This window comes from uncultured Kocuria sp. (assembly GCF_947500125.1).
Taxonomy (GTDB): domain Bacteria; phylum Actinomycetota; class Actinomycetes; order Actinomycetales; family Micrococcaceae; genus Kocuria.
In genome coordinates, this window is the sequence record NZ_CANMRA010000003.1 from 99,596 (window position 1) to 125,207 (window position 25,612).

A 25,612-nucleotide genomic window follows, 5' to 3' on the forward strand; every position below is an offset into this window, starting at 1 on the left:
GTGGACGCCGTGAGCACGTCCCTCGAGCACCTGGCCGCCGTCGCCGCCGCAGGCGTCCCCGGACTCGCGCCCGTGGCGGTGGGGCCCTCCCCCGACGACGACGCCGACTTCCGGTCCGCCGTGGTCGTCGACGCCGCCGGCCGGCACTGGCGGGTGCGGTCCCCGCTGAGCCCCGAGGCGAGCGTGCGCCTGGAGACCGAGCACCTCGTGCTGCGCTCCTTCACCCCCGCCGTCCGGTCCCGTCTCCCGTTCCTGGTCCCCACCGCCGCGGGCTCCGTGGCCCACGGGGACCTGCACGCCTTCGTGCACTCCCACATCGAGGGCGCCCCGCTGGACATCGACGCGCTCGCCCGCATGGCCGCGGAGCCGGACCCGGAGCACCACCGGCACGTGCCGAGCGCCGAACCGCCCCCCACGCTCGCCGTGCAGCTCGGACGGCTGCTGGCCGCGATCCACGCGCTGCCGCCGGCCCTGGTCCTGGACGCCGATCTGCCCGGCTACACCGCCGAGCAGTGCCGGCTGCGGCGGCTCACCGAGCTGCGCCGCGCCGCCGACACGCAGCGCGTGCCGGCCGCGCTGCTGGACCGGTGGGAGCGGGTCCTGGAGGACCGCGCCGTGTGGCGGTTCCAGCCGCGCGTGGTCCACGGCGACCTGCAGGAGGACGACCTCGTGATCTCCTGCGGGCGGGTGCGCGGGGTGACCGGGTGGACCGATCTGCACGTGGGCGACCCCGCCGAGGACTTCGCGTGGCTCTTCGCGGCGCGCGATGCGCGCCTCGCCGACGGAGTGCTCGAGGCCTACGCCGCGGCCTGCCGCCGCACGTCCTTCCAGGCGCCCGACCGGGAACCGGACCGGCACCTGCTGGACCGGGCCCGGCTGGACGCGGAGCTGGCCCTCGCGCAGTGGCTGGTGCGCGGGGTGGACCGCGGCGCCCCGGACCTGGTCGCCGACGCGGAGCAGATGCTCGCCACGCTCGAGCAGGACGTCGCCCGGCGCCCCGAGCCGGCACCGGGTGCGGCCGCGCCGGGAACCGCGCCGGAGACCGCGCCTGCGGCCCCGGTGCAGGACGACGCCCCCGAGGATCCGGCCCCGGACCGCGGCCCCGAGGACACCGCCCCGGCCGGCGCGCCCGGGGCCCCCTCTTGCCGGACGCCGCCGGCAGGACCCGACGGCAGGCCCGACTAGGGGCGCAGCACCACGTCGTAGGCCTCCCGGACCACCGCCTCGAGCTCCTCGGCCCCGGAGAGGTCGTGCGGGCGGACCACCCGGTCCTCGGCCACGTAGTAGAAGGCGGCGGTGACGTCCTCGATCGGGACGGCCCGCAGCCGGGACCACGCGAGCCGGTACACGGCCAGCTGCGCCGAGCGCTCCCGCAGCTCCCGCCCGGAAGGCGCCCGCCCCGTCTTCCAGTCGACCAGCTCCCACGTGCCGTCGCCGTTGCGGAAGACGGCGTCCACCCGGCCCCGGACGGTGATCCCGGCGATCGGGGTCTCGAGGGGGAACTCCACCGCGAACGGCTGGCGGTCCGCCCACGGGCTCGACCGGAACGTCGCGGCGAGCCCGGGGAGGTCGTAGGCCGCGTCGACGTAGTCGTCGGCGGTTCCGGGCAGCTCCCCGACGTCGAAGATCGCCGAGCTGCCGTAGTACTGCTCGATCCAGGCGTGGAACGTGGTGCCCCGCCGTGCCGCGGTGCCGGGCCGGCGCGGCATGGGCCGGCGCAGGCCCGACACGACCTCGAGCGGGTCGCGCGCGAGCGCCACGAGGGTCGACGCCGAGACGTGGGACGGCATGGGGACGGTCCGCTCCGTCCGGCCGTCCTCGTGCCGCGCCAGCAGGATCTTCGCCTCCTCGGACCACCGGCGGGGGTCGGGCGTCAGCCCGTCCCGCTCCGCGACGCCGAGCAGGTCCTCGACGTCGAGGTCGGCGGTGTCCTCGAACCCGCGCTCCCGCACCGCGCGGGCGGCCCGCTCGAGCACGGCCCGGCGGCCGAGGTGAGGGGGCGGGCTCACGCGCACGGCGCTCTGCCCGCTCTCGTCCGTCACGGTCTCGGTGACCTCCGGACCCTCCAGGGGGTCGTACGGCCACGGCGCGCTCAGCACGGTCGCCGCGGCCGGGTTGCGCGCCCCCTCCGGCACCTCGGCCCAGGGACCGAGGCGGACGGGCGGCTCGGGACCCTCGGTCAGCGGCGCCAGTTCCGCGACGAACGCCGAGGGCCCCTGGCTCTTCGCGGCCGTGCCCCGGAACGCGGTGCAGGACAGCTCCAGGACCTCCCGGGCCCGGGTCACGGCCACGTAGGCGAGGCGGCGCTCCTCGTCCTCGGCGTGCTGGGCGGCGAGCTCCAGGTACTCCGCGTGGGACTCCTCGAGGGCCTTGAGGTCGGTCGTGTCCACGGCCCACTGCGGCAGGAACCGGGCGTCACCGCGCAGCGGCCAGGCCAGGGTGCCGGTGTCGAGGGTCCAGCGGGAGGGCTTGTCGGTCGGGAAGTTCCCCGCGTTGAGGCCCGGGACGTAGACGTGGTCCCACTCGAGGCCCTTGGAGGCGTGGACCGTGACGAGCTGCACGGCGTCGTGCCGCGTGCGGTCGGGGCCGGGCTCGAGCCCGTTCTCCTCCGCGAGCGTGACGTCGAGCCACGCGAGGAAGGCCGAGACGTCGCTCGTCGCGGAGGACGCGGTGAAGGACTGCGCGGCCTCGTGGAAGGCGTCCAGGTTGCGCCGCGCCTGGTGGACGGACCGGTGGGGGTGCGCGGCCACCTCGACGTCGAGCCCGAGGACCGTCTCGATCTCGTGGAGCAGGCTCGGCAGGTCGTCGGAGAGGTAGGAGCGCAGGTGGTCCAGCTCGGCCCGCAGCCTGGTCAGGCGCTCCCGCGCGGTCCCGGACAGGGTGCGGGCGTGCGCGGCGGACCAGCCGGGCCGTGGGAGGGTCTCCAGGGCCTCGATCAGTGACGCGTGGTCGGAGAGATCGGGCTCGACGAGGGCGTCCTCCTGGGCCTCCTCCTCGGTCACCGGGCTCTCGAGGTCCTCGGCCCGGCCGGCCTGCGCGGCCTCCGTGCGGCGGCGTTCCAGGTGGGACGCCCAGTCGGCGAGGGCCATGAGATCCCGGGTCCCGATCCGCCAGCGGGCGCCCGCGAGCAGACGCACGAGGGCGTCCGAGCGGCCGGGGTCGTCCAGCACCCGGAGGGTCGCGACGACGTCGGAGACCTCGGGGGTGCTGAGCAGACCGCCCAGTCCCACGACCTCGTAGGGGATCCCCCGGGCGGCGAGCTCCCGCCGCACGGGCTCGATCTGGGAGCGCTTGCGGCAGAGCACCGCCATGGTGGGCATCTCCTCCTCCGGCTCGCCGCGGTGCTTCTCCCGGCGGGCCCGGACCCGCTCCGCGAGCGCGACGGCCTCCTCGACGTCGGTCGCCCACCGGCTGATCCGCACCCGGCCGGTGCCCGCGCCGGGCCGCGGGGTGAGCTCGGGGACGGAGAGGGAGGACCGGCTGCGCGCCCACTCGGGCAGGGTCCGCAGGGGCGCGGCGATGGTGTTGGCGACGTCGAGGATGCTCGCGTCGTTGCGCCACGCCGTGGTGAGGAAGCTGGGCTCCCCGTCCTGGCCGGGCGCGACCGGGAAGGAGTCGTAGAAGCCGAACAGCTGCCCGGAGGAGGCCCCTCGGAAGCCGTAGATCGACTGCTGGGGGTCGCCCACGGCCATCACGGAGTGACCGTGCCCGAAGAGGGCGGCGAAGAGCCGCAGCTGCGCGTGCGAGGTGTCCTGGAACTCGTCGAGCAGCACCACCCGGTGTCGTTCCCGTTCGGTCCGGCGGGCGGCCGTGTCCTGCTCCGCCAGCCGGGCCGCGGCGGAGAGGAGGTCGCCGAAGTCCATGGCCTGGGCCTCGTGCTTGCGCCGGGAGAAGTCGGCCACGAGCTCGGCGAGGACCCACGCGGTGCGCTGGTTGTCCTCGACCTTCTTCAGCTGCGCGCCCAGGGTCTTCTTCCGGCGCCCCGGGGGTGTGGTGGCCAGCGCGCCGAGCAGCTGGGACGCGAAGCGCTCCACGTCCGCCGGGTCCACGAGGTGCTCCGCGCACGCCGAGGCGAGGTCGAGGACCGCCCCGACCATGGTCGACTTCGCGGGCATGGTCTCGAGCAGCTCCCCGGTCCAGGCCTCCACGGTCTGCGCGGCGAGCTGCCACGTGCGGGCCTGGCCCAGCAGCGTGGTGTCCGGCTCGATCCCGATCCGCAGCCCGTAGTTGCGCACGAGCGTGTTGGCGTAGGAGTGGTAGGTGCTGACGGTGGGGTCTTGGGGCGCGGCCGGGAGGTCGTCCTCCTCGCCGCCGGCGGGCGTGACGAGCCCCTGGGCGCGCAGCCGGGCGAGCCGGGAGCGCATGCGCTCCCCCAGTTCGCCGGCGGCCTTGCGGGTGAACGTCACGCCGAGCACCTGGTCCGGGGCGACGACGCCGTTGGCCACGAGCCAGACCACGCGGTCGACCATGGTGGCGGTCTTGCCCGAGCCCGCGCCCGCGACGACCAGCCGGGGGGTGAGCGGGGCGGAGATCACCGCGGACTGCTGGGCCGTGGGCCGGTTGCCGCCGAGCAGGTCGGCGAGCTCCTCGGGGCTGTACCGGGGCTCGACGCCGCCGTAGGGGTGCTCGGCCGTCTCCGGCGGGGTGCCGTCGGCGGGGGTGCCGGTCATGGGCGCTGTCGTCTCCTGCTGTCGGGGTGGGATGGGGCCGGGGTCCGTCCTCACGGTTCGCTCACCTGCCGCCCCTCGGCGCACAGCGGGCAGATCTGCGGCAGCTTGCACCCGTGACCGTTGAAGGCGCCCTCGGCCTGGTCGTGGCGGGCGGTGAACCGTTCCCCGGCCACGAGCTCCGCGGCCCGGGTGATCAGCTCCCGCGCCCATGTGGCGTCCGGGTCGAGGGGGTCCTGCTGCTGCACGGACGGGGACTTGGCCCGGGTGCCGAGCTGGACGAGCAGGGCGCCGCCGGAGAGCTCCGTCACGGTGCCGCCGGGCAGCTCCAGGACGGTCTCGTCCGCACCGGCGACCATGGCCGAGCCCGCCCCCGCCGTCAGCGCCACCTGGTAGGCCGCCAGCTGCGGGTGCTCGGCGATCTTCGCCCCGGCCGGCTGGTTCCGTCCGGTCTTGAGGTCGACGACGACGTAGCGGCCCTGCTCGTCGAGCTCGAGGCGGTCCACGCGGCCCCGGAGCAGGGCGTCGCGCGCCCGCCCCTGGACGAGCACGCTGAACGCGCCCTCCACGGAGGCCAGCCGGCGGCCGTGCTTGCCGCGGGCGTCCAGCACGTACTGGGCGAACTTGCGCAGCATCTGCCGGGCCCGTTCGAGCTGGACCGCCGACTCCCAGGTGTCCGGCAGCCCCAGCGTGGGCCAGCGGCGCTCGAGCTCGGCGACGAGCTCGGCGCCCGGCGCCTCCGGCAGCTCCTCGGCGATGGCGTGCACGAGCGAGCCGAGGCTGCGGCTGAGGTCGGTGGCGGCCTCGGCCCGCGAGGCCGCCACGAACCAGTCGAGCGGAGACCGGTGGATGGTCTCGATCCGGGACGGGGAGACGGGCACGGGGACCCCGTCGTCGAAGACGGGCGCCGTGCTGGAGAGCTCCGCCGCGCCCCACCAGGTGTCGGGGTGGGCGCCGGGCACCGGTCGCGGGGAGGCGGCGATGCGGTGGAGCAGCCGGGCGGCGGCCTCGGAGCGCACCGGGTCCTCCTCGTGCAGCTGGACCCACTGCCGCAGCTCGGCCACGAGGGCGCGCAGCGTCATGGGCCGCGGGGCGTCCACCACGGCTCGGGCGCCGTCCCCGGGCCGGGAGCCCGGGGGGTCGACGAGGTCCAGGAACTCCGAGGGCTGCTCGTCCTCGCCGGCGGCCGCCGTGACCACGAGCGTCCCGCAGCTGCGGGAGACCGCGGCGGAGAAGGAGCGCAGCTCGTCGTGGCGGACCTCGCGCATCCGGGTCACCGGGGTGACCCGTGCGGCCTGCTCGACGCCGAGGTCGAGCGCGTCCGTGAGCAGGTCCGCGCCCAGCAGCTGCCCGCGCAGGCGGGTGTTGGGCCACACGCCCTCCTGCACGCCGGCGACGAAGACCACCGGCCACTGCCGGCCCGCGGCCGTGGCCGGCGTCATGATCTCGACCGTCTCGTCGGTCGGGGCGCGGGCGGCCAGGGTGTCCATGGGCAGGTCCTGGTTGTCGACGTAGTCCAGGAACTGTGCGGGGCTCGCGCCGGGCAGGTGGTCGACGTAGCGCTCGGCCGACTCGAACAGGCCCACCACGGCGTCGAGGTCGCGGTCGGCCCGCTCCCCCGCGGGGCCGCCCTCCAGCGCGCGCCGACGCCAGGACTCGGCGACCCCGGCCGCCTCCCACAGCGCCCACAGGACGGTCTCGGCCGTGGCGCCCTCCTCCCGGAGGGCGCGGGTGCCGGCCGTGAGCATCCGGGCGATCCTGCGGGCCGGCACGGAGCGCACCCCGGCGGCGTCGAGCGCCCCGGGGGCCACGAGGGCCTCCACGAGCAGGTCGTCGCTGGTGCGGAGGCCGCCCGCGGCGAGCTCCTCCGCCCGGAGCCGCTGGCGCAGCCGGCGGACGTCCATCGGGGAGGCGTTGCCGATCCGGGAGCTCAGCAGGTCGACGGCGGCCTGGACGGTGAGGGCGCCGAAGTGGGCGTCCTCCTCCCCCGCCCCGGACGCCGCGGCCGCCTCGGTCACGATGCGCAGCGCGCCCAGCAGCGGGCGCACCGCCGGCTCGTCCCGGACCGGCGTCTCCGCCGCGGAGGTGCTGACGGGCACGCCGAGGGCGGAGAGCTGGCGCTCGAGGCCCTCCAGGTAGCGGCCGTTGCGCACGACCACGGCCATGTCGGCCAGCGGGACACCGTGCACGAGGTGGCGCTCGAGGACCTGGTGGGCGATCCAGCGGGCCTCGTGCAGCGGCGACGGGAGCACCACCGTGGTGACCTCCCCCGGCGCCGCGCCGCCTCCCGCGCCGTCCCGCATGCCGTGGTCCGGGGCGTCCTCCGCCGTGGCGACCTCGGCGTGCGCCGCGTCCGCGGTGTTTGCGGTGCCCGCGATGTCCTCGGGGTCCGCGGCAGGCAGGAGGCCGCGGGGGTGCCGGGCCCCGGCGACGGCGGGGATCCGCTCGGCCACGCGCCGCCACACCTCCGCGACGGCCCCGGGCATCCGCCGGCTCGTGCCCAGGGGGTGCCGGCGGAGGGGCCGGGCGGGCTCGGCGAGCCGGTCGTCGAGGGTGCGCAGCAGGTCGGGCCGGGCCCCGCGGAAGCCTTGGACCACCGTGTCCGTGCAGACCGTCATGACGGTGTCGCGTCCCCGGCACAGCACCGCGAGCAGCCGGTGGATCGAGGGCGTCGCCTCGTGCAGGTCGTCCACGAGCACGAGGTCGAGGCGCTCCTGCTCGGCCCGCAGGAACTCCGGCTGCTCCTCGAGGACCCGTGCGGCCTCGGTCACGAGGACGGCGGGGTCGTAGGCCTCCGGCATCCGCAGCCGGCGGACGGCCAGGTACTCGGCGCGCAGCGTGGCGGCCGCGGCCCAGTCCGGACGCTCCAGGCGCCGGGCGAGGGCGCGCAGGTCGTCGGGGGCGAGGTCGTACTCGGACATCCGGTCGAACAGCTCGCGCACCTCCTGGCGGAAGCCGCGGGTCCCCAGGGCCTCCAGGAGGTCCGGCGGCCACACGACGGCGGCCCCGAACCCCGCGGCGTGTCCGGCCATGAGCTCGCCGATGAGCACGTCCTGCTCCGGGCCGGACAGCAGCTTGGGCCCGTGCGCGACGCCCGGGAGCAGGCCCTCGTTCTGCGCCCGCCGGAGGAGGTCGAAGGCGTAGGACTGCCAGGCCCGCACGGGCGGGGAGCTCATGGTGGCCGCGACCGCGGCCGTGAGGTCGTCCCGCAGCCGGGCGGCCGCGAGCCGGGACGGGGTGAGCACGAGCAGCCGGTCCGGGTCGAGGCCGTGGCCGATCCGGCGCGCCGCCAGCTCCACGAGCACCCGGGTCCGCCCGGTCCCCGGGCCGCCCAGCACGAGCCGGGGCCCGCAGCCGGCCGGGAGCCCGGCGATCTCCTCCTGCTCGGGGCCCGGCCGCCACGCGGTGCGCTCCGGCGCGGAGCCGTGCGGGGGCACGAGGTTCCAGCGCACCGGACCCGCCCCGGGTGCGACGGAGCTCGTGACGGGGGTGCTGTCCTCGGAGTGCCGCATGGGTCTCATCCCATCACGGGACTCCGACGGTCTAAGCCCTCCGCGCCCGTGCGTTCCGGACGGCCCGCGCCCGGTCCCGGGGGACGCGGCGCCCGGGACCGGGCGTGCGTGCCGGGTCGGAGGGGGCCGGTACGGTGGGAGCCATGTCCTCGCCCTCAGGCCCCGCCGGCCCCACCGACCAGCTGCCCCTGTTCGACGCCGCCCCGCTGCGCGCGCCGCGGGATGCTCCGCCCGCGCCGGACGACGCCGCGGAGCAGGACGTGCTCTTCGACCTTGAGAGGCCGTCCGGCGCCGGGAACGGGGCCGCCGCGTGGACCGAGGGCCCGCGCGCCTCGTTCGACCTCGAGACGACCGGCCGCGACCCGCACACGGCCCGCATCGTCACGGCGTCCGTGGTGCGCACCGACGCCGGGGGCGCCGTGACGGACGAGTGGGAGTGGCTGGCGGACCCGGGGGTGGAGATCCCCGAGGAGGCCGCGGCCGTGCACGGGGTGAGCACCGACCGGGCCCGCGCCGAGGGACGACCGGCCGCGGAGGTGGTCGCGGAGATCGCCGGCGTCCTGGACGCCCTCTTCGCCGAGGGCACGCCCGTGCTGGTGTTCAACGCCTCCTACGACTTCACGGTCCTCGCCCACGAGGGCCGGCGCCACGGGGTCGAGGTCCGGCAGCCCTTCCCGGTGCTGGACCCCTACGTGCTCAACAAGCAGGTGCACCGGTACCGGCGCGGCAAGCGCACCCTCGGGGCGCTGTGCGAGGAGTACGGCGTCGAGCTCACCGCGGCGCACACCTCGGCGGCGGACTCGCTCGCCACGGAGCGGCTCGCGGTGCTGATGGCCCGCCGCTTCCCCGAGCTGGTGCGCCCCGCGGCCGAGCTGCACGCCGACCAGATCGGCTGGGCCGCCGAGCAGGCCGCGAGCCTCCAGGAGTACTTCCGCCGGACCCGGCCGGATGCCGTGGTCGATTGTGCCTGGCCGCTCCGCCGCCCCGAGGACGCCTGAGCGCTCCCGGGGACGGCGGCGCGGTCCGGGCTCAGGCGGCCGGGCGGGCCTCGGCGGCCGCGCGGGCCGCGGCCGGCAGGGCGGACACGATCCGGTCCATCGCGGCGTCGTCGTGGGCGGCGGAGAGGAACCACGCCTCGAAGACCGACGGGGGCAGGTAGACGCCCTGGTCGAGCATCGCGTGGAAGAACGCCGGGTAGCGGTACGTCTCCTGCGCCTTGGCCTGCGCGTAGTCGTGCACTCCCGTGGCGGAGGTGCCGAAGGCGACCGAGAACAGGCTGCCGGCCGACTGGACGGAGTGGTCGACCCCGGCCTCCGTCAGCGCGGCGCGCACCGCCTCCTGGAGCTGCGCAGAGCGCCGGTCCACGGTCTGGTAGGCGATCCGGTCCGCGGTGCGCAGGGTCGCCGCTCCCGCCGCCATCGCCACCGGGTTCCCCGACAGGGTGCCGGCCTGGTAGACGGGGCCCAGGGGCGCCAGGTGGTTCATGACCGCCGCCCGACCGCCCACGCCGGCGACCGGCAGGCCGCCGCCGATGACCTTGCCGAACATGAACAGGTCGGGCTCCCAGCCGTCCTCGCCGGCGGCGGTGAGGCCCCAGTAGCCGGCCTCGTGCACGCGGAACCCGGTCAGGACCTCGTCGAAGATCATCAGGGCCCCGTGCTCACGGGTGATCCGGCGCAGGCCGGCGTTGAAGCCCTCGCCGGGGGCGACCACGCCCATGTTGGCGGGCGCGCCCTCCGTGATGACGGCGGCGATCCGGCCCGGGTGCGCGGCGAAGACCTCCTCCACGGCATCGAGGTCGTTGTAGGGCAGCACCAGGGTCTCGGCCGCGGTGGCCGCGGTGACCCCGGCGGAGCCCGGCAGGGCGAGGGTCGCGACGCCGGAGCCCGCCTCGGACAGCAGGGAGTCCACGTGCCCGTGGTAGCACCCGGCGAACTTCACGACGAGGTCCCGGCCGGTCACGCCGCGGGCCAGCCGGATCGCGGTCATGGCCGCCTCGGTGCCGGTCGAGACCATGCGCAGCTCGTCGATCGCGCCGACCCGCTCGACCACGAGCTCGGCCAGCTCGGTCTCCCCGCGCGTCGTGGCCCCGAAGGACAGGCCGCGCTCCACGGCCTCGTGCACGGCCTCGATCACGGCCGGGTGGGAGTGCCCGACGAGGGCGGGCCCCCACGAGCTGACGAGGTCGACGTACTCGCGGCCGTCGGCGTCGGTGAGGTACGGGCCCTTGGCCGCGGTGATGAAGGGCGGGGTTCCGCCCACGGACGCGTAGGCCCGCACCGGGGAGTTGACCCCGCCGGGCATGACCTTGCGCGCGCGGTCGAAGAGTTCCTGGGAAACGCTCATGGGTTCTGTCTGTTTCCTTCCGCCGGGAGTGCCGGCTCGGGGGACGGTGGGGGTCAGGAGAGGCCGTTCTCGTCGCGGAACCAGTCCGCGAGCTCGACGGCGAAGTAGGTCAGCACGGAGTCGGCGCCGGCCCGGCGGATGGACAGCACGGACTCCTGGATCGCGGCCTTCCGGTCGATCCAGCCGTTGGCCGCGGCGGCCTCGATCATGGCGTACTCGCCGGAGATCTGGTACGCGGCCACGGGCACCGGGGAGACCTCGGCCACGTCGCGGAGGATGTCGAGGTAGCTCATGGCCGGTTTGACCATGACCATGTCGGCGCCCTCGTCCAGGTCCAGCTGGAGCTCGTGCAGCGCCTCCCTGCGGTTGGCGGGGTCCATCTGGTAGGTGCGCCGGTCGCCCTGGAGCTGGGAGTCCACGGCCTCGCGGAACGGGCCGTAGAACGCGGAGGAGTACTTCGCGGAGTAGGCCAGGACGGCGACGTCGGGGTGCCCGGCCTCGTCGAGGGCGGAGCGGATCACGCCGACCTGGCCGTCCATCATGCCGGAGGGGCCGAGCACGTGGGCGCCCGCCTCGGCCTGGGCCACGGCCATCCGGCCGTAGACCTCCAGGGTCGCGTCGTTGTCCACGGTCCCGTCGTCGGCCAGGACGCCGCAGTGGCCGTGGTCGGTGAACTCGTCCAGGCACAGGTCGGCCATGACGACGAGGTCGTCGCCGACCTCCGCGCGGACGGCTCGCAGCGCCCGGTTCAGGATGCCCTCGGGGTCGCACCCGGCGCTGCCCTGGGGGTCCCGCTCTGCGGGCACGCCGAAGACCATGAACCCGCCGAGGCCCTTCGCCGCAGCCTCGGCGGCGGCCCGGCGCAGGGAGTCCAGGGAGTGCTGGACGACCCCCGGCATGGAGCCGAGCGGGGCCGGCTCGGCGAGGCCCTCCCGGACGAACACGGGCAGGATCAGGTCGGACGGGTGGACCCTGGTCTGCGCGGCGAGACGGCGCACGGCGGGGGTGGTGCGCAGGCGGCGGGGGCGGGAGACCAGGTCGTAGCGCGGGGTTCGGTGGGTCACGGAGTTCGTCTCCTCGGTCGTCGGGAACGGTGTCGTCGGGAACGGTGTCGTCGGGAACGGTGTCGTCGGGAACGGTGTCGTCGGTGCAGGTGCCGCGGGGGCCGGCGCCGGGGGCCCGGGTACCGGCGGTGTCGGCGGTGCCGGGTCCGGCGGAGTCGGAGCGGGTGCCGCCGCCGCGGCGCGGGCGGTCCGCCCCGGGTCCGCGAGGGCCCGGGCGAGGGCGTCGCGGATCCCCTCCGGGGTGGGCAGGACCGCGGCGACGGCGGGCAGGCCGAGGTCGGCGGCGGCGCGGCGCGTGGGCTCGCCGATGGCCACGAGGACGGTGCCCGCCAGGACCGCGGGGTCGCCGCCGACGAGCTCGGCGAGGTGGGACGGTGCCGTGAGCACCACGGCGTCGACCTCGCCCCCGGCCAGGACGGCCAGCAGGTCCGACCGGTGGAGCTCCGCCACGTCGTCGTCCGGAGCCGGCCGCACGAGGGGCGCGGCGGCCGGCCACGGCACGGTCTCGTAGGCCGTGGCCGTCAGGACCCGGTACCCCCGCCGGGTCAGGCCGGTCTCGAGCACGGGCCGCGCCCGGGCGGAGAGCGGCAGCAGGACCGTGCCGGGAGCGGGCTCCGGCGGCCAGTCGGCGAGCAGCCCGGCGGCCGAGTGCGCGGTGCCGGGCACCAGGTCCGGCGGCAGTCCCGCCGCCGCGAGAGCCGCGGCCGTGGCGTCCCCCACCGCGGCGACGCGCAGACCGGCCCGCCGTGCCGGCGCGAGCCGGTCGCCCAGCGGCGCCCCGGCCGGGTCCCCGGCGACCGCCCGCAGCGCCCGGACCGTGGTCACCGAGGTCACCGCCAGCCAGGTCCGTGCGGCGGACGCCGGGTCCGCCGCACGGTCGAGGAGGGCGGTCACGGGAGCGGTGTCGGGGGGCAGGGTGGCCTCCAGCAGCGGGGCGAGCCGGACCCGGGCCCCGTGCCCGCGCAGCAGCCCCACGAGCTCCCGGGCCCGGTCGGCGGAGCGGGTGACGACGACCCTGGCGCCGCGCAGGGCGGCGGGGTCGGCGGAGCGGTCGGCGGGGCCGGGGCGCGGCACGGGGCTCAGAGCGTCAACCGGGCCAGTCGGCCGGCACCGTCGGCGAGCAGCTCGTCGCCCAGCCAGAAGCCGAGGTCCCGGGCGGCGTCGACGCCGAGCGCCGCGGCGCGACCGCCGCGGCGCATGACCCGGCTGCCGTCCGGGTCGGCCACGACGACGTCGAGCACGAGCTCGCCGTCCTCGATCCGCCCGAAGGTGCCCACGGGGGCGGCGCACCCGGCCTCGAGCCGGGTCAGCAGCGCCCGTTCCGCGGTCACGGCCAGCCGTGTCTCCAGGTGGTCCACGGCGGCGAGGCCGGCGGCGAGCGGGGCATCGCCGGAGGCGTCCTCGGTGCGGCACTCCAGGGCCAGGGCTCCCTGGCCGGGGGCGGGGAGCATGACGGACGGGTCGATCAGCTCGGTGATCGCGTCCTCCAGTCCGAGCCGCCGGAGACCGGAGGCGGCGAGCACCACGGCGTCGAGGTCGCCGGGGGCCACCCGCCCCAGCCGGGTGCCCACGTTGCCGCGGATGTCGACGATCTCCAGGTCCGGGCGCGCCGCGCGCACCTGCGCCGCGCGGCGCGGCGAGCCGGTGCCGACCTTCGCCCCGGCGGGCAGACCGGTCAGGGTCAGCCCGTCACGGGCGCACAGGGCGTCCCGGGGATCCTCCCGCACCGGCACCGCGGCCACCTCGAGCCCGGGGACGGGTGCGGTGGGCAGGTCCTTGAGGGAGTGCACGGCCAGGTCCACGGAGCCGGCCAGCAGCGCGGCCCGCAGGGCCGTGGCGAAGACCCCGGTGCCGCCCATCTGGGACAGGGGCCCGGTGAGGACGTCGCCCTCGGTGCGGATCGTGACGAGCTCCGGCTCCAGCCCGCCCGCCGCCGCGACGGCGCGGGCCGCCGTGGTGGTCTGGGTGAGCGCGAGCCGGGAGCCGCGGGTGCCGACCCGGAACCCCGGGAGCCCCTGCCCTGCGGCCGTCATGCCCACCGCACCTCCCCGGCGTCGTCGAGGTCGACCGGGAGGGGCTCGCCCTCGGGTCGCTGCGCCATGGTCGGACGGGGGCCGGTGGCGCCGCGCAGCACCTTGACGCAGCAGTCCGGGGCGCAGTCGTCGAACCACGTGCCCCGGGCGCAGGCGGAGACGCGCGGCGGGGCGGCGCGCCCGGCGACGCGCTGCTCCACGAGGTCCGCGAGCCCGGCCACGAACGTCGGGTGCGTGCCCGCGGTGGGGGTGCGCACCGCCGGCAGGCCGAGCCGCTCGCAGGTCTCCAGGGCCTCGGTGTCGAGGTCCCACTTGACCTCCATGTGGTCGGAGACGAAGCCCAGCGGCACGAGGACCGCGCCGGCGACACCGCGCTCGGCGACCTCCTCGAGCGCGTCGTTGACGTCCGGTTCGAGCCACGGCACCTGCGGGGGCCCGGAGCGGGACTGGTAGACGAGGTCCCAGGTGTGGTCCCCGAGCTCCTCGGGCCCCACCCGCTCGAGCACGGTCCGTGCCACGGCCAGGTGCTGGGCGACGTAGGCGGAGTTCTCCTCGAAGTCCATCCGCGCCGGCCCGGACGCCTCGGCGTCGGTCGTGGGGATGGAGTGGGTGCAGAACAGGATCGCGATCTTTCCGCCGTCGGCGCCGAGACGCCCGCGCACCTGCGCGAGGCCTTCCCGGAGGCCCTCGACGAAGGGCTGCACGAAGCCCTCGGAGTCGTAGTACTGGTGGACCTTGTCGACCTGCATCTCCCCCGTGAGGCCGAGCTCCTCGAGCGCCACGCCGTAGTCCTCGCGGTACTGGCGGCAGCCGGAGTAGCTGGAGTAGGCGCTGGTCGCGAGCACCAGGAGCTTGCGCATCCCGCGGGCGTGGCACTCCCGCACGACGTCGGCCACGTAGGGCGCCCAGTTGCGGTTGGCCCACAGCACGGGCACGCTCAGGCCCCGGCCGAGCAGCTCGGCCTCGAGGGCGGAGCGCAGGGCGCGGTTCTGGTCGTTGATGGGGCTCACGCCGCCGTTGGCCCGGTAGTGGGTGGCGACCTCCTCGAGCCGCTCGTCGGGGATGCCGCGGCCCCGCGTGACGTTGCGCAGGAACGGCAGGACGTCGTCCTGCCCCTCCGGCCCCCCGAAGGACGAGAGGACCACGGCGTCGTACTGCTCGGGCGCGTGCGCCCGGGCCCGCGACAGGGCGTTCTCGGCGCTCATCGGAGCACCTCCGCGAGCTCCTCGGCGCCCACCCGGCGGCCCGTGTAGAACGGCGTCTCCTCGCGCACGTGCAGCCGGGCCTCCGTGTTGCGGAAGGCCCGCATGACGTCGACGAGGTCCACCAGCTCGGGGGCCTCCAGCGCGAGCAGCCACTCGTAGTCGTTGAGCCCGAAGCACGCGATGGTGTTCGCGAGGACCTGCGGGTAGTCGCGTGCGGCCATGCCGTGGTTGCGCAGCATCTCGGCGCGGCGCTGGGGGTTCATGTAGTACCACTCGTAGGAGCGCACGAACGGGTAGACGCAGACCCAGTCCTCCGGGGCGACGCCGCGGGCGAAGGACGGCGAGTGGTTCCGGGTGAACTCGGCGTCCCGGTGGACCCCCATCGCGTTCCAGGCCTGCCCGGTGCCGGCCAGGAGCTCCGTGCGGCGCAGCCGGCGGACCGCCGACTGGAGCGCCTGGGGGTCGTCGCCGTGGAGCCACGTGAGGACGTCGGCGTCCTCGCGCATCCCCGAGACGTCGTAGGCGCCGCGCAGCGTCACGCCCTCGGCCGCCAGCTGCTCGACCACGCCGTCGAACTCGGTGGCCGCCGAGGCGTCGTCGCCGGCCGTCCGGGCCCCGGCGCCGCCGGCGGGGCGGGCGAACACGGACCAGACGGCCCAGTGCAGCTGCTCCGCGCCCCCCTCCTCCGTCGCCTCGGGCCGGTCGGCCGGACGGCCGCCGTTCTCGTGGGAGCTGGTGTCGTGGGACAAGGCTCAGTCCTTTCGTCGGGTGCTGGTCGGTGGGGTCCGTGCCGGCTCGGAGGCGGCCGGCGCGGCGCGGTCCGGGACGCCCGCCTCGGCGAGCAGGGCACGGACCTGGGATCGGGTGTCGGCGACGACGGAGGCGAGGCCCGTGCCCGCGAGCCACCCGCCGACCGCGACGGCGTCGGGCAGCACCGCGAGCGACCGCCGGAAGTCGGCGACGCGCCGGGCGTGCCCGACGCCGGCGCGGGGCAGCGCGGAGCGCCAGCGCACGATGTCCGCGCCGACGAGCTGGCCGGGCCGCAGGGGCATCCCCATCAGGGTCGAGGCGTCCGAGAGGGCGAGGCGGATGAGCTGGTCGTCGGGCAGGGCCACCTCCGGCGGGACGGCGGCGTCGGTCCGGGGGCGGCCGTAGGAGAGCCGCAGCACGTGCCGGCCGGGGCCGGCGGCCTCCCGGACCCAGTCCCACTTGGCGCTCGCGTGGGTGAGGGCCTTGGCGCGCACGCCGCGGGCGTCCTCGCTCACGAGCAGGCCGGTGCCCCGGGGGGCGCCGTCGAGGCGCGGCTCGTCGACCACGAGCGTGGCCAGGGCCACCTGCGGCCCGGCCTCGGGGGCGAACCGCTGGAGCCCGGCCTCGTGGCCGGCGAGGAGCCGGACGGCGGTCGTGCCGTCGGTGGCCATCACGAGCAGCTCGCCGCGGGCCACGGCGGTCTTGTGCCCATGGCGCGGCTGGCGCTGGATGACCATCCAGCCCTCGCGGCGGGGGTCGCGGTCGAGGGCGATGACGTCATAGCCGGTGACGAGCTTCACGCCGGCCCGCTCGAGGTCGTGCACGAGCGTCTCGGACAGGGCGTTCATGCCGCCGCGAAGCCCGGCCACGTTCGCCCCCGCGGGCGCGGCGCGGCGCAGGGCGCCCGCCGCGGCGCCGAGGGAGCCGTGCTCGCGCAGGGCCCTGCGCAGCCCGGGGGCCACGGCGTCGACGTCGAGGTCGTCGGGGTGGGCGGAGTGCACGCCCGTGGCGAAGGGCGCGACGAGCCGGTCGACCACCCGCTCCCCCATCCGGGCCCGGACGAGACCGCCGAGGGAGCGCTCGGTCATGCCCACGAACGCCGGCAGTCTGCGGTCGAGGCCGGCGCGCAGCATGCCGGCCCGGCCCAGGGCCGCCCGCAGCCGGGGGGCGGTGGGGTCCGCGGGGATGCCGAGGATCCCGGAGTCGGGCGCGGGCACGGCGCCCTCCGGCAGGAACAGCCACGAGCCGGATCGGTTGGGGTGCACCACGCGCTCGCCGAGCCCGAGCTCCTCCAGCAGGTCGGGGACTGCCCGGGAGCGGGTCGCGAAGGACTCGGCGCCCGAGTCCAGCACGAGGCCCGCCACCTGGTGGGCGCCGACGGCTCCGCCGAGGTGGTCTTCGGCCTCGACCAGGGTGACGCGCAGCCCGCGAGCCGCCAGGTCACGGGCGGCCACGAGCCCGGAGACGCCGCCCCCCACCACGAGGGCGGAGCGGGGCGGGGTCCGGCGGGCGGGCGGGCCGTCCGGCTCCGCGCTCACGGCCGGTCACCGCCCCGGGGCTGCTCCAGCGGCCGGCCGTGGACGAAGGACACGAGGTCCGTCAGCACCTGCGGGTCGGTCCCCGGCGGCACGCCGTGGCCCAGGTTGACGACGTGTCCCGGGGCCGTGGCCCCGCCCCGCAGCACCTCGCGCACGTGCTCCGCGAGCACGGGCCAGGGCGCGCCGAGCAGGGCCGGGTCGATGTTGCCCTGCAGGACGGTGGTCCCACCGAGCCGCCGGCTGGCCTCCGCCAGCGGGATGCGGTAGTCCACGCCCACCGCGTCCGCGCCGGCGTCCCGCATCGCGGCGAGGAGCTCGCCCGTGCCCGTCCCGAAGTGGATGCGCGGCACGGCGAGGTCCTCGACGGCGCGCAGCGCGGCCGCCGAGTGCTCCAGGACGTGCGCGGAGTAGTCGGCCAGGGACAGGGAGCCCGCCCAGGAGTCGAAGAGCTGCACGGCCGAGGCGCCGGCCTCGACCTGGGCGCGCAGGAACGCCCCGGACGTCCGGGCCGCCCACTCGGCGAGCGCCCGCCAGGCGGCAGGATCGGCGTGCATCATCGTGCGCGGCAACAGGTGGTCCCGGGAGGGCCCGCCCTCGACCATGTAGGCGGCCACGGTGAACGGGGCCCCGGCGAAGCCGATGAGCGGGGTCGCGCCGAGCTCCGCGACGGTGCGGGCGACGGCCTCCCGGATCGGGTCGAGGGAGCCCTCGGAGAGCTCGGGGAGGGCGGCGACGTCGGCGGCCGTGCGCACCGGGCGCTCCAGCACGGGCCCGCGGCCCGGCACGATCTCGACGTCCACCCCGGCCACGCGCATGGGCACGACGATGTCGGAGAAGAAGATGGCGGCGTCGACGTCGTGCCGGCGCACCGGCTGCAGCGTGATCTCCGCGGCCATCTCCGGGTCCAGGCAGGCGTCGAGCATCGCGGTGCCCTGGCGCAGGGACCGGTACTCCGGCAGGGACCGGCCCGCCTGCCGCATGAACCACACCGGGCGGCGGTCGGGCGCGCGGCCCGTGAGGGCCTGCAGCAGCGGGGCGTCCAGCGTGCCGGCGGAGCGCAGCGGATGGCCCTGCGGCAGCGCCCCGAGGGATCCGGTCAGGCGCCGGAACGCCGTCGAGGGGTGGGTGCCGCCCGTGGGGTGCCCGGGAACGGCTGCGGTCGACGTGTCCGGCGTGCTCGCCGTCTCAGGGGTGGTAGGCATAGTGCTCCCATTGTGCCAAGGAACACCGACGTCGTTTACCGACGCAGCGTCACCGGGGGCCGGGGCGGCCGGGCGGGGGCGGGCGTGAGCGTTCTCTCGGACGTCACCGAGGCGCGGATCCGCGGTGACCGTCTAGTATGAATGCACTGTGGTCCTCTTCGCACTCGTCGCCTCCCACCAGAACGTCGATCTGAACACCGTTGCGCGTCTCAGCACCGGTGCGCTCGGGCTGTCCGAGGAGATGGTCCGCGGCGGCCCCCTCCGTGGCGCGGTGACGCTCTCGACGTGCAACCGGCTCGAGATCTACGGCGAGCTCGAGGACGTGCCGGGCACCTCCTCCGGTGCGACGCTGGAGCGGGTGCTGGCCGACCTCGCCGAGCAGATCGGCTCCCGCGCCGGGCTCGACCCCGAGTTCGTGGCCGACTCCCTGCGGGCCTTCACCGACTCCGGCGCCGCGCGCCACCTCTTCACCGTGGTCTCCGGCCTGGAGTCCGCCGTGGTGGGCGAGCGCGAGATCACCGGGCAGGTCCGGCGCGCCCTCAACGACGCCCAGCAGGCCGGGACGGTCTCCGGCACGCTGCTGCGGCTGTTCGAGGCCGCCGCGCGCACCGCCCGCAAGGTGGGGACGCAGACCGCCCTCGGCGAGCGGGGCCGCTCCATCGTCTCCGTGGCCCTGGACCTCGCCGACGACGTCACGACCGGCACCTGGCCGTCGCGCCGGGCCCTCGTGTTCGGCACGGGCGCCTACGCGGGGGCGACGATGGCCGCGCTCCGCGACCGTGGGTGCGCCGACATCGAGGTGTACTCGGCGTCGGGGCGGGCCGAGCAGTTCACGCAGAACCGCGGCGGCACGCCGGTGGGGACCGAGGAGCTGGCCGCGGCCCTGGAGCGCGCCGACGTCGTCATCGGCTGCAGCGGCGGCTCCGCCCCCATGGGCGCCGCCGCGTTCCCCGCAGGGCCCCGCACCGTGGTCGACCTCGCCCTCACCCGGGACTTCGACCCGGCCGTGGCGGACCTGCCCGGGGTCGAGCTCATCTCCCTCGAGTCGGTGCGCGTGGCCGCCCCGGAGGAGACCAGGGAGTCCGTCGAGGCCGCGAGCGGGATCGTGGAGCGGGCCGCCCAGGAGTTCGCCGCGAGCCAGGACGCACGCGACATGGACGCCGCGATCGTCGCCCTGCGCAAGCACACCATGGCCGTCCTCGACGCCGAGCTCGAGAAGGTCACCTCCCACCACGGGTGCACGGCCGCGCAGGAGCAGATCGAGCTCGCGATGCGCCGCATGGTGCGCTCCCTCCTGCACACCCCCACCGTCCGCGCGCGCGAGCTCGCCGCGCAGGGCCGGCAGGACGAGTACATCACCGGCCTCGCGGCGCTGTACGGGATCGAGGTCCCCGCGCCCGCCGCGGAGCGGACCGCGCCCCCGGCCGCCGCGGCGCCGCCGGAGGTCACCCGCCGCCCCCAGGCCGCGGGGTAGGGCGGGATTCGTTCGGCCGGCGCCGCCGGTCGGTTGAGGAGGAACGGTTCATGACTGAGACCAGGAGAGGGCGCCCCGCGCGCCTTCCGCGCGAGGCCCGCCGGCGGCAGCTGCTCGAGACGGCGCTGACCGTGTTCTCCTCGAACGGCTACCACGGGTCGTCCATGGACGACATCGCCGACGCCGCCCAGGTGAGCAAGCCCGTCCTGTACCAGCACTTCCCCGGCAAGCGCGAGCTCTACCTCGCCCTCGTGGACCACTACCTCGAGGAGCTCTCGCTCGGGCTCGTCTCGGCGCTGCAGGGCAACGACGTCAACCGCGAACGGGTGGAGTCCATGCTGGACGTCTACTTCGGCTTCGTGGAGGCCAATCCGGAGGCCCACCGGCTGATCTTCGAGTCGGACCTGCTGGCGGACCCGGAGGTCGCGGAGCGCTTCGAGAACTTCCACCTGGCCGTGGCGGACTCGATCGCCGGGGTCCTCGGGCCCAACGCGGGGCTGAGCCACGCGCACGCGGTGCTCGTCTCCCGCTCCCTCACCGGCATGGCGCAGACCGCGGCGGTGCACTGGATCCGCAATCCGGGCACCGGCGGGCGGGCGGAGGCCCAGCGGCAGATCTTCCGTTTAGCTTGGGGCGGAATCTCGATCATCGACGAGGACTGGGAGTAGCGCCCTCCTAGACTGACCGGGACGAAGCCCGCAGCCCTGCCCAGGAGGAACCATGGAAATCAAGATCGGTGTTCAGCACGTCGCCCGGGAGATCGTCGTCGAGTCCTCCCTCGAGGCGCCGGAGGCCGTGGAGCTGATCACCGCGGCCGTCTCCTCCGGATCCCCGCTGACCCTCACGGACACCAAGGGCAACGTGACGGTCGTCCCCGGGGGTGTCATCGGCTACGCCGCCGTCGGCGCCGAGCAGAAGCGGCCCGTGGGCTTCATGCCCTTCACGAAGGACGACTGAGACCCCGTCCGCCGGCCACGGCGGACCCGGCCCGGCGACCGCACGGAACGTGCGCGGTCGTCGGGCTACACTGTTAAGCGCACTGGATGACCGGTCGTACCCGCGATCCCACGAACGACAGACACCTACTCGCCCCCGCTCCCCGCGAACAGGCCCCGCACGGCGGCCTCGCGCAGGACCGGATCCGGGCGCCACGCTCCCGCGTGGCCCGCCCGGTCGAGGCGGCGCACGCTCACGATCGGCTTCCACCCAACGCACGCCCCCGGCGGCCGCCAGCACGGCGGCCCGGAGGCCGGACCCCGGTCCCCTCCCTTCACCGGGCGTGCCCGAACGAAGGAACCCGACCGTGACCGACTACATCACCGACACCGCACCGGACGCCGCCGCGTCCGGCGACGACGCCGCCCTCGACGGCACCCCCGAGGTGGTCGTCGAGACCACCGAGCACCCCGAGCCGCTGCCCCAGGACTTCGCCGAGTTCGGGGTGCGCCAGGACATCGTGGACTCCCTCGCCGCCGAGGGCATCGTCCACCCCTTCCCCATCCAGGCCATGACCCTGCCGGTGGCGCTCTCCGGCCAGGACATCATCGGCCAGGCCAAGACCGGCACGGGCAAGACCCTCGGCTTCGGCATCCCCGTGGTCCAGCGTGTCGTGGGCCGCGGCGACGCGGGATGGGACCAGCTGAAGAAGCCGGGCGCCCCGCAGGCGCTCATCGTGGTGCCCACGCGCGAGCTCGCCGTCCAGGTCGGCCACGACCTGGCGACCGCCGCGCGGACCCGGAACGCCCGGGTGGCGACCATCTACGGCGGCCGCGCCTACGAACCCCAGATCGAGGAGCTGCAGGCGGGCGTCGAGGTCGTGGTCGGCACCCCCGGCCGCCTCATCGACCTCAACCGGCAGCGCCACCTCGACCTCTCCGCGGTGCGGGCCGTGGTGCTCGACGAGGCCGACGAGATGCTCGACCTCGGGTTCCTGCCCGACGTCGAGAAGCTGCTCTCGGCCGTGCCCGAGGTCCGCCAGACCATGCTCTTCTCCGCGACGATGCCCGGGCCCGTGGTGGCCATGGCCCGCCGCTACATGACCAAGCCCATGCACATCCGGGCCGCCGCGCCGGACGAGGGCGCCACCAAGAAGGACATCCGCCAGGTGGTCTACCGGGCGCACCACCTCGACAAGGACGAGGTCGTGGCCCGGATCCTGCAGGCGGAGGGCCGGGGGCGCACGATCGTGTTCACCAAGACCAAGCGGGCCGCGGCCAAGCTCGCGGACGAGCTGATCACCCGCGGCTTCGCCGCCGCCCCGCTGCACGGCGACCTGGGCCAGGGCGCGCGCGAGCAGGCGCTGCGCGCGTTCCGCAACAACAAGGTCGACGTGCTCGTGGCCACGGACGTCGCCGCGCGCGGCATCGACGTCGAGGACGTCACCCACGTCATCAACTTCCAGTGCCCCGAGGACGAGAAGACCTACCTGCACCGCACCGGCCGCACCGGCCGCGCCGGGAACAAGGGCACGGCGGTGACGTTCGTGGACTGGGACGACATCCCGCGCTGGCGGCTGATCGACAAGGCCCTGGAGCTCGGCATCCCCGAGCCCCGCGAGACCTACTCGTCCTCCGAGCACCTGTACGAGGAGCTGAGCATCCCGAAGGGCACCAAGGGCCGGCTCCCCCGGTCCAAGCGCACCCACGAGGGGCTCGGCGCCGAGGTGCTCGAGGACCTCGGCGAGCCCGGCGGACGCAAGAGCGGTCCGCGCGGCGACGGCCGGGACGGGCGTTCCCGCGACCGCGGCGACTCCCGCCGCGGTGAGGGCCGCGGCGCAGGCCGTGGCGCCGGTCGCGGCGAGGGCCGTGGCCGCCGCGGCGAGGCCGCGGCGTCCGCCGCCCCGCGCGAGGACGCGACGGGCCCGCGGGAGACGGCCCGGGAGACCACCCGGGAGAAGGCCCGCGAGACCTCGGTGGAGCGGACCCCGGACGGCACCACCCGGCGTCGTCGGCGCCGCCGCGGCGGCGGCCAGGGCAGCGGAGCCCGGCAGGAGCAGAGCGGCACCGCCGGCGAGTGAGCCTTTTCGCCTTCGACGCCGAGGGCCCCGACGCGGTGGTCGCCGCGGAGAACCTGGATCTCCTGCGGCGGCTGCCCGACGGGGCCTTCCGCATGATCTACGTGGATCCGCCCTTCAACACGGGCCGCACCCAGCGCCGCCGGGAGTCCAGCGTGACCCCGGCCGCCGCCGGCGAGGGCGATCGCACCGGCTTCGCCGGCCGCTCCTACACGACCGTGCTGGGGGCCCTGCGCAGCTACGACGACGCGTTCGCCGACTACTGGGGGTTCCTGGAGCCCCGCCTGCGGCAGGCGTGGCGGGTGCTCGCCGACGACGGGACGCTGTACCTGCACCTGGACTACCGGGAGGTGCACTACGCGAAGGTCATGTTGGACGCGATCTTCGGGCGGGAGTGCTTCCTCAACGAGATCATCTGGGCCTACGACTACGGCGGTCGTTCCCGGCGTCGCTGGCCCGCCAAGCACGACAACGTCCTGGTGTACGTCAAGGACCCCCGGCGGTACCTGTTCGACAGCGCCGAGGTGGACCGGGAGCCGTACATGGCCCCCGGCCTGGTGACCCCGGAGAAGGTGCGGCTGGGCAAGCTGCCGACGGACGTGTGGTGGCACACGATCGTCTCCCCCACCGGCCGGGAGAAGACCGGCTACCCCACGCAGAAGCCCGTGGGCCTGGTGCGGCGGATGGTCGCCGCGAGCTCCGCCCGCGGGGACTGGGTGCTGGACTTCTTCGCCGGCTCCGGGACGCTCGGTGCGGCCGCCGGGCAGCTGGACCGGCGGTTCGTGTGCGTGGACCGCAACCCGGAGGCGATCGAGGTCATGCGCACGCGCCTGCCGGGGGCGACCGTGTGGGACTGAGCGCGGGGTCCCGGTGACGGCTGTCGGGCCCGGACCGCGGCCGCGGTCCGGGCCCGACGTCGTCGTGCGAGGGGCACGGGCTCAGATGAGGTCGTGCCCCTCGCGCCGGGCCTCGGCGGCCTCCTTGCCGAAGGCGGTGCAGATCACGGCCAGGGTGCCGGCCACGAGGAGGGGCCAGACGAGGACGTAGACGGTGAGAGCGAGCGGGGACATGGGGGTCCTTCCGGGGTCGTCGGGATTCAGCGGGCGCCGCGGGCCGCGGTGAGAGGCCTCTCGGCAGGGGCGTCGGCGTCGTCGGTGAAGTCGCCGGTGCGCCGCCGGATCGAGGCGAAGTCGAAGTCGTCGCGGTGGCGCACGGACATCGCCCAGCACACCACCGTGCTCACCGCGTAGGCGACGAGGGAGCCCGTGAGGGCCTCGTAGTCGCGCAGGAAGCCCAGCACGAACGGGGCCGAGGCGAGCGCAGCCAGCGCCCCGACGACCACGGCGGGGCGGGTGCCCAGGAAGCCGAAGACCATCAGACCCAGCACCACGCCCACGCCGAGGACGGCCAGGACCTCCACGAGCAGCGGCAGCGGCCCCGTGGCGGGGACGGCTCCGAAGCGCACGGGCAGGAACACGGCGAGGGCGGCCAGCACCGAGACGGTGAACGCCCGGTTGGTGACCCTGCCCCAGTAGAAGCTCGCGATGACGGGGAAGACCAGCGCGCCCCAGAGCGCCCCCACGAACACGAGCAGGTCCAGGATGTTCAGCTGCAGGCTCGCGAACACGACGGCCACCGCGGTGGCGGCCAGCATGGTCAGCCGGCCGACGAGCAGCATCGTCCGCGGATCGGCCCTCCGGCCCCGGCTGCGCACGCCCTGGCCGTAGATGTCCGCCATGGTGATCGAGGAGAGCGCGGAGAGGTCGGAGTCGGCGGTCGAGGAGAGCGAGCCGATGACCATGACGAAGAACACGGCGAGCAGGACGCCCGGCAGGTAGCCGGCGGCGATCTGCGGGAGCAGGTTGTTGGTGTCTCCCCCCACGGGCTCGAGCCCGGCGTAGAGAGCGAGCACACCGATCATGCCGATGCCGATGATGGTCGCGCCGTAGCCGATCGTCGCCGTGATGAACGTCGGCCTGATGAGGTCCTCCCGCACGGCGAAGAGCCGCTGGGCGATGGTCTGGTTGCCGATCGCGTAGGCCAGCACGGCCGCGATGTACGGGGCGCCCTGGTTGAGGAACGCGTCGCCGGAGAAGAAGGTGCCCTGTTCGGGCGTGAGGTTCTGGGCTCCCTCGGTGAACAGCGACGGCCCGCCCAGGAGGAGGAAGAGCGCCGGGACGATGACCACGACCGCGCCGAGCATGGCCACGACCTGCGCGAAGTCGGTCAGCACCGAGGCCCGGAAACCGGACCAGAGGGTGTACAGCAGCACGCCGACGGCGATGACGACGACGCCCTGCACGAAGCTGAACGGGGAGAGCATCGCGATGAGCGCGCCGCCGGCGATGAAGTTGGACATGAGGCTGATGACGCTGCCGACCACGTTGGAGCCGGCCAGCATGAGCTGGCTGGAGCGGCCGTGCCGGGCGTACATCACCTCGGCCAGGGTGTGGGCGTGCGGGGCGACCTTGCGGATCCTCCGGCCGAACGGGTAGATGAACAGGATCATCAGCGCGCCCCAGAGCCCGTAGTGGATGGGACCGGAGATGCCGTAGGTGTAGCCGGAGGTGACCGAGGCGTACATCGAGGACGCCCAGATCCAGGTCGCGGTCATGGATGCCGCGGAGACGCCGAAGCCGACCCCGTGCCCGGCCGTCATGTAGCTGTCCGCGTTCTCCTTCTTGTGCCCGATGCGCACGGACATGAGAAAGGTCCCCCCGTAGAAGAGCACGAGGAGACCGATGGTGAGGAGGAGGCCGAAGGGCGGTTCGATGGCGGCGGGCGGCATTCAGGTCCTTTCGTCGGGGC

Annotated in this window: 18 protein-coding genes and 1 pseudogene; 7 read left to right on the plus strand and 12 right to left on the minus strand. The window is 75.6% G+C overall.

Annotated features, from left to right (window positions below; translation table 11 throughout):
* Positions 1–9: 9 nt before the first annotated feature.
* Positions 10–1,185: a phosphotransferase gene (locus tag Q0817_RS02970; RefSeq protein ID WP_298583724.1), complete on the plus strand. Its 1,176-nt coding sequence runs from the start codon at positions 10–12 to the stop codon at positions 1,183–1,185.
* Here the strand turns inward: Q0817_RS02970 and Q0817_RS02975 are convergent.
* Both Q0817_RS02975 and Q0817_RS02980 read right to left on the minus strand, forming a co-directional pair.
* Entirely contained in the window at positions 1,182–4,670 is a 3,489-nt protein-coding gene (locus Q0817_RS02975; protein ID WP_298583730.1) for an ATP-dependent DNA helicase, read from the minus strand. The two genes, Q0817_RS02970 and Q0817_RS02975, sit on opposite strands and share 4 nt — an antisense overlap.
* Before the next feature lie 50 nt (positions 4,671–4,720).
* Positions 4,721–8,179, minus strand: a complete 3,459-nt coding sequence (locus Q0817_RS02980; protein ID WP_298583737.1) for an ATP-dependent DNA helicase — start codon at positions 8,177–8,179, stop codon at positions 4,721–4,723.
* A gap of 143 nt (positions 8,180–8,322) precedes the next feature.
* On the opposite strand from Q0817_RS02980, the gene Q0817_RS02985 reads away from it, so the two are divergent.
* Complete coding sequence (locus Q0817_RS02985) at positions 8,323–9,177, plus strand: 3'-5' exonuclease (RefSeq protein ID WP_298583743.1); 855 nt, start codon at positions 8,323–8,325, stop codon at positions 9,175–9,177.
* Between the two features lie 31 nt (positions 9,178–9,208).
* On the opposite strand, the gene hemL is transcribed toward Q0817_RS02985, so the two are convergent.
* The 8 genes and pseudogenes from hemL to hemE all read right to left on the minus strand — a co-directional run bounded on the left by hemL (position 9,209) and on the right by hemE (position 18,317).
* Positions 9,209–10,525 carry a glutamate-1-semialdehyde 2,1-aminomutase gene (gene hemL, locus Q0817_RS02990; RefSeq protein WP_298583749.1) on the minus strand — a complete coding sequence of 439 codons (1,317 nt, stop codon included), beginning with the start codon at positions 10,523–10,525 and terminating at the stop codon, positions 9,209–9,211.
* A gap of 53 nt (positions 10,526–10,578) precedes the next feature.
* Positions 10,579–11,589 carry a porphobilinogen synthase gene (hemB, locus tag Q0817_RS02995; RefSeq protein ID WP_298584484.1) on the minus strand — a complete coding sequence of 337 codons (1,011 nt, stop codon included), beginning with the start codon at positions 11,587–11,589 and terminating at the stop codon, positions 10,579–10,581.
* 243 nt (positions 11,590–11,832) lie between these two features.
* Positions 11,833–12,663, minus strand: a pseudogene (locus tag Q0817_RS03000) (uroporphyrinogen-III synthase); the annotation flags it as partial.
* A 5-nt stretch (positions 12,664–12,668) separates the two neighbouring features.
* Positions 12,669–13,622: a hydroxymethylbilane synthase gene (hemC, locus tag Q0817_RS03005; protein ID WP_298583754.1), complete on the minus strand. Its 954-nt coding sequence runs from the start codon at positions 13,620–13,622 to the stop codon at positions 12,669–12,671.
* Positions 13,619–14,827: a ferrochelatase gene (locus Q0817_RS03010; RefSeq protein WP_298583761.1), complete on the minus strand. Its 1,209-nt coding sequence runs from the start codon at positions 14,825–14,827 to the stop codon at positions 13,619–13,621. Before Q0817_RS03010 ends, hemC begins: the two co-directional genes overlap by 4 nt.
* Positions 14,824–15,576 carry a hydrogen peroxide-dependent heme synthase gene (hemQ, locus tag Q0817_RS03015; protein WP_298583766.1) on the minus strand — a complete coding sequence of 251 codons (753 nt, stop codon included), beginning with the start codon at positions 15,574–15,576 and terminating at the stop codon, positions 14,824–14,826. The genes Q0817_RS03010 and hemQ overlap by 4 nt, the downstream gene beginning before the upstream one ends.
* 3 nt (positions 15,577–15,579) lie before the next feature.
* Positions 15,580–17,115 (minus strand): protoporphyrinogen oxidase, encoded by a 1,536-nt coding sequence (hemG, locus tag Q0817_RS03020; protein ID WP_298583774.1) that lies wholly within the window; start codon positions 17,113–17,115, stop codon positions 15,580–15,582.
* Positions 17,112–18,317 (minus strand): uroporphyrinogen decarboxylase, encoded by a 1,206-nt coding sequence (gene hemE / locus Q0817_RS03025; RefSeq protein WP_298583782.1) that lies wholly within the window; start codon positions 18,315–18,317, stop codon positions 17,112–17,114. Before hemE ends, hemG begins: the two co-directional genes overlap by 4 nt.
* Before the next feature lie 148 nt (positions 18,318–18,465).
* Here hemE and Q0817_RS03030 point away from each other — a divergent pair, with 148 nt between their 5' ends.
* The 5 genes from Q0817_RS03030 to Q0817_RS03050 all read left to right on the plus strand — a co-directional run bounded on the left by Q0817_RS03030 (position 18,466) and on the right by Q0817_RS03050 (position 23,661).
* On the plus strand, positions 18,466–19,791 hold the full coding sequence (locus Q0817_RS03030; RefSeq protein ID WP_298583789.1) for a glutamyl-tRNA reductase: 1,326 nt from the start codon (positions 18,466–18,468) through the stop codon (positions 19,789–19,791).
* 50 nt (positions 19,792–19,841) lie between these two features.
* Positions 19,842–20,459 carry a TetR/AcrR family transcriptional regulator gene (locus tag Q0817_RS03035; protein ID WP_298583795.1) on the plus strand — a complete coding sequence of 206 codons (618 nt, stop codon included), beginning with the start codon at positions 19,842–19,844 and terminating at the stop codon, positions 20,457–20,459.
* A 52-nt stretch (positions 20,460–20,511) separates the two neighbouring features.
* Positions 20,512–20,748, plus strand: a complete 237-nt coding sequence (locus tag Q0817_RS03040; protein ID WP_298583801.1) for a DUF3107 domain-containing protein — start codon at positions 20,512–20,514, stop codon at positions 20,746–20,748.
* A 424-nt stretch (positions 20,749–21,172) separates the two neighbouring features.
* Positions 21,173–22,807 carry a DEAD/DEAH box helicase gene (locus tag Q0817_RS03045; protein ID WP_298584486.1) on the plus strand — a complete coding sequence of 545 codons (1,635 nt, stop codon included), beginning with the start codon at positions 21,173–21,175 and terminating at the stop codon, positions 22,805–22,807.
* Positions 22,804–23,661 (plus strand): site-specific DNA-methyltransferase, encoded by an 858-nt coding sequence (locus Q0817_RS03050; protein ID WP_298583809.1) that lies wholly within the window; start codon positions 22,804–22,806, stop codon positions 23,659–23,661. The genes Q0817_RS03045 and Q0817_RS03050 overlap by 4 nt, the downstream gene beginning before the upstream one ends.
* Before the next feature lie 81 nt (positions 23,662–23,742).
* Here the strand turns inward: Q0817_RS03050 and Q0817_RS03055 are convergent, their stop codons facing one another.
* Both Q0817_RS03055 and Q0817_RS03060 read right to left on the minus strand, forming a co-directional pair.
* A complete protein-coding gene (locus tag Q0817_RS03055; RefSeq protein WP_298583816.1) occupies positions 23,743–23,874 on the minus strand; it encodes a putative transporter small subunit in 132 nt (43 codons plus the stop codon).
* A 26-nt stretch (positions 23,875–23,900) separates the two neighbouring features.
* Positions 23,901–25,592, minus strand: coding sequence for a sodium:solute symporter family protein (locus Q0817_RS03060; RefSeq protein WP_298583823.1), 1,692 nt, complete (start codon positions 25,590–25,592; stop codon positions 23,901–23,903).
* Positions 25,593–25,612: the final 20 nt, after the last annotated feature.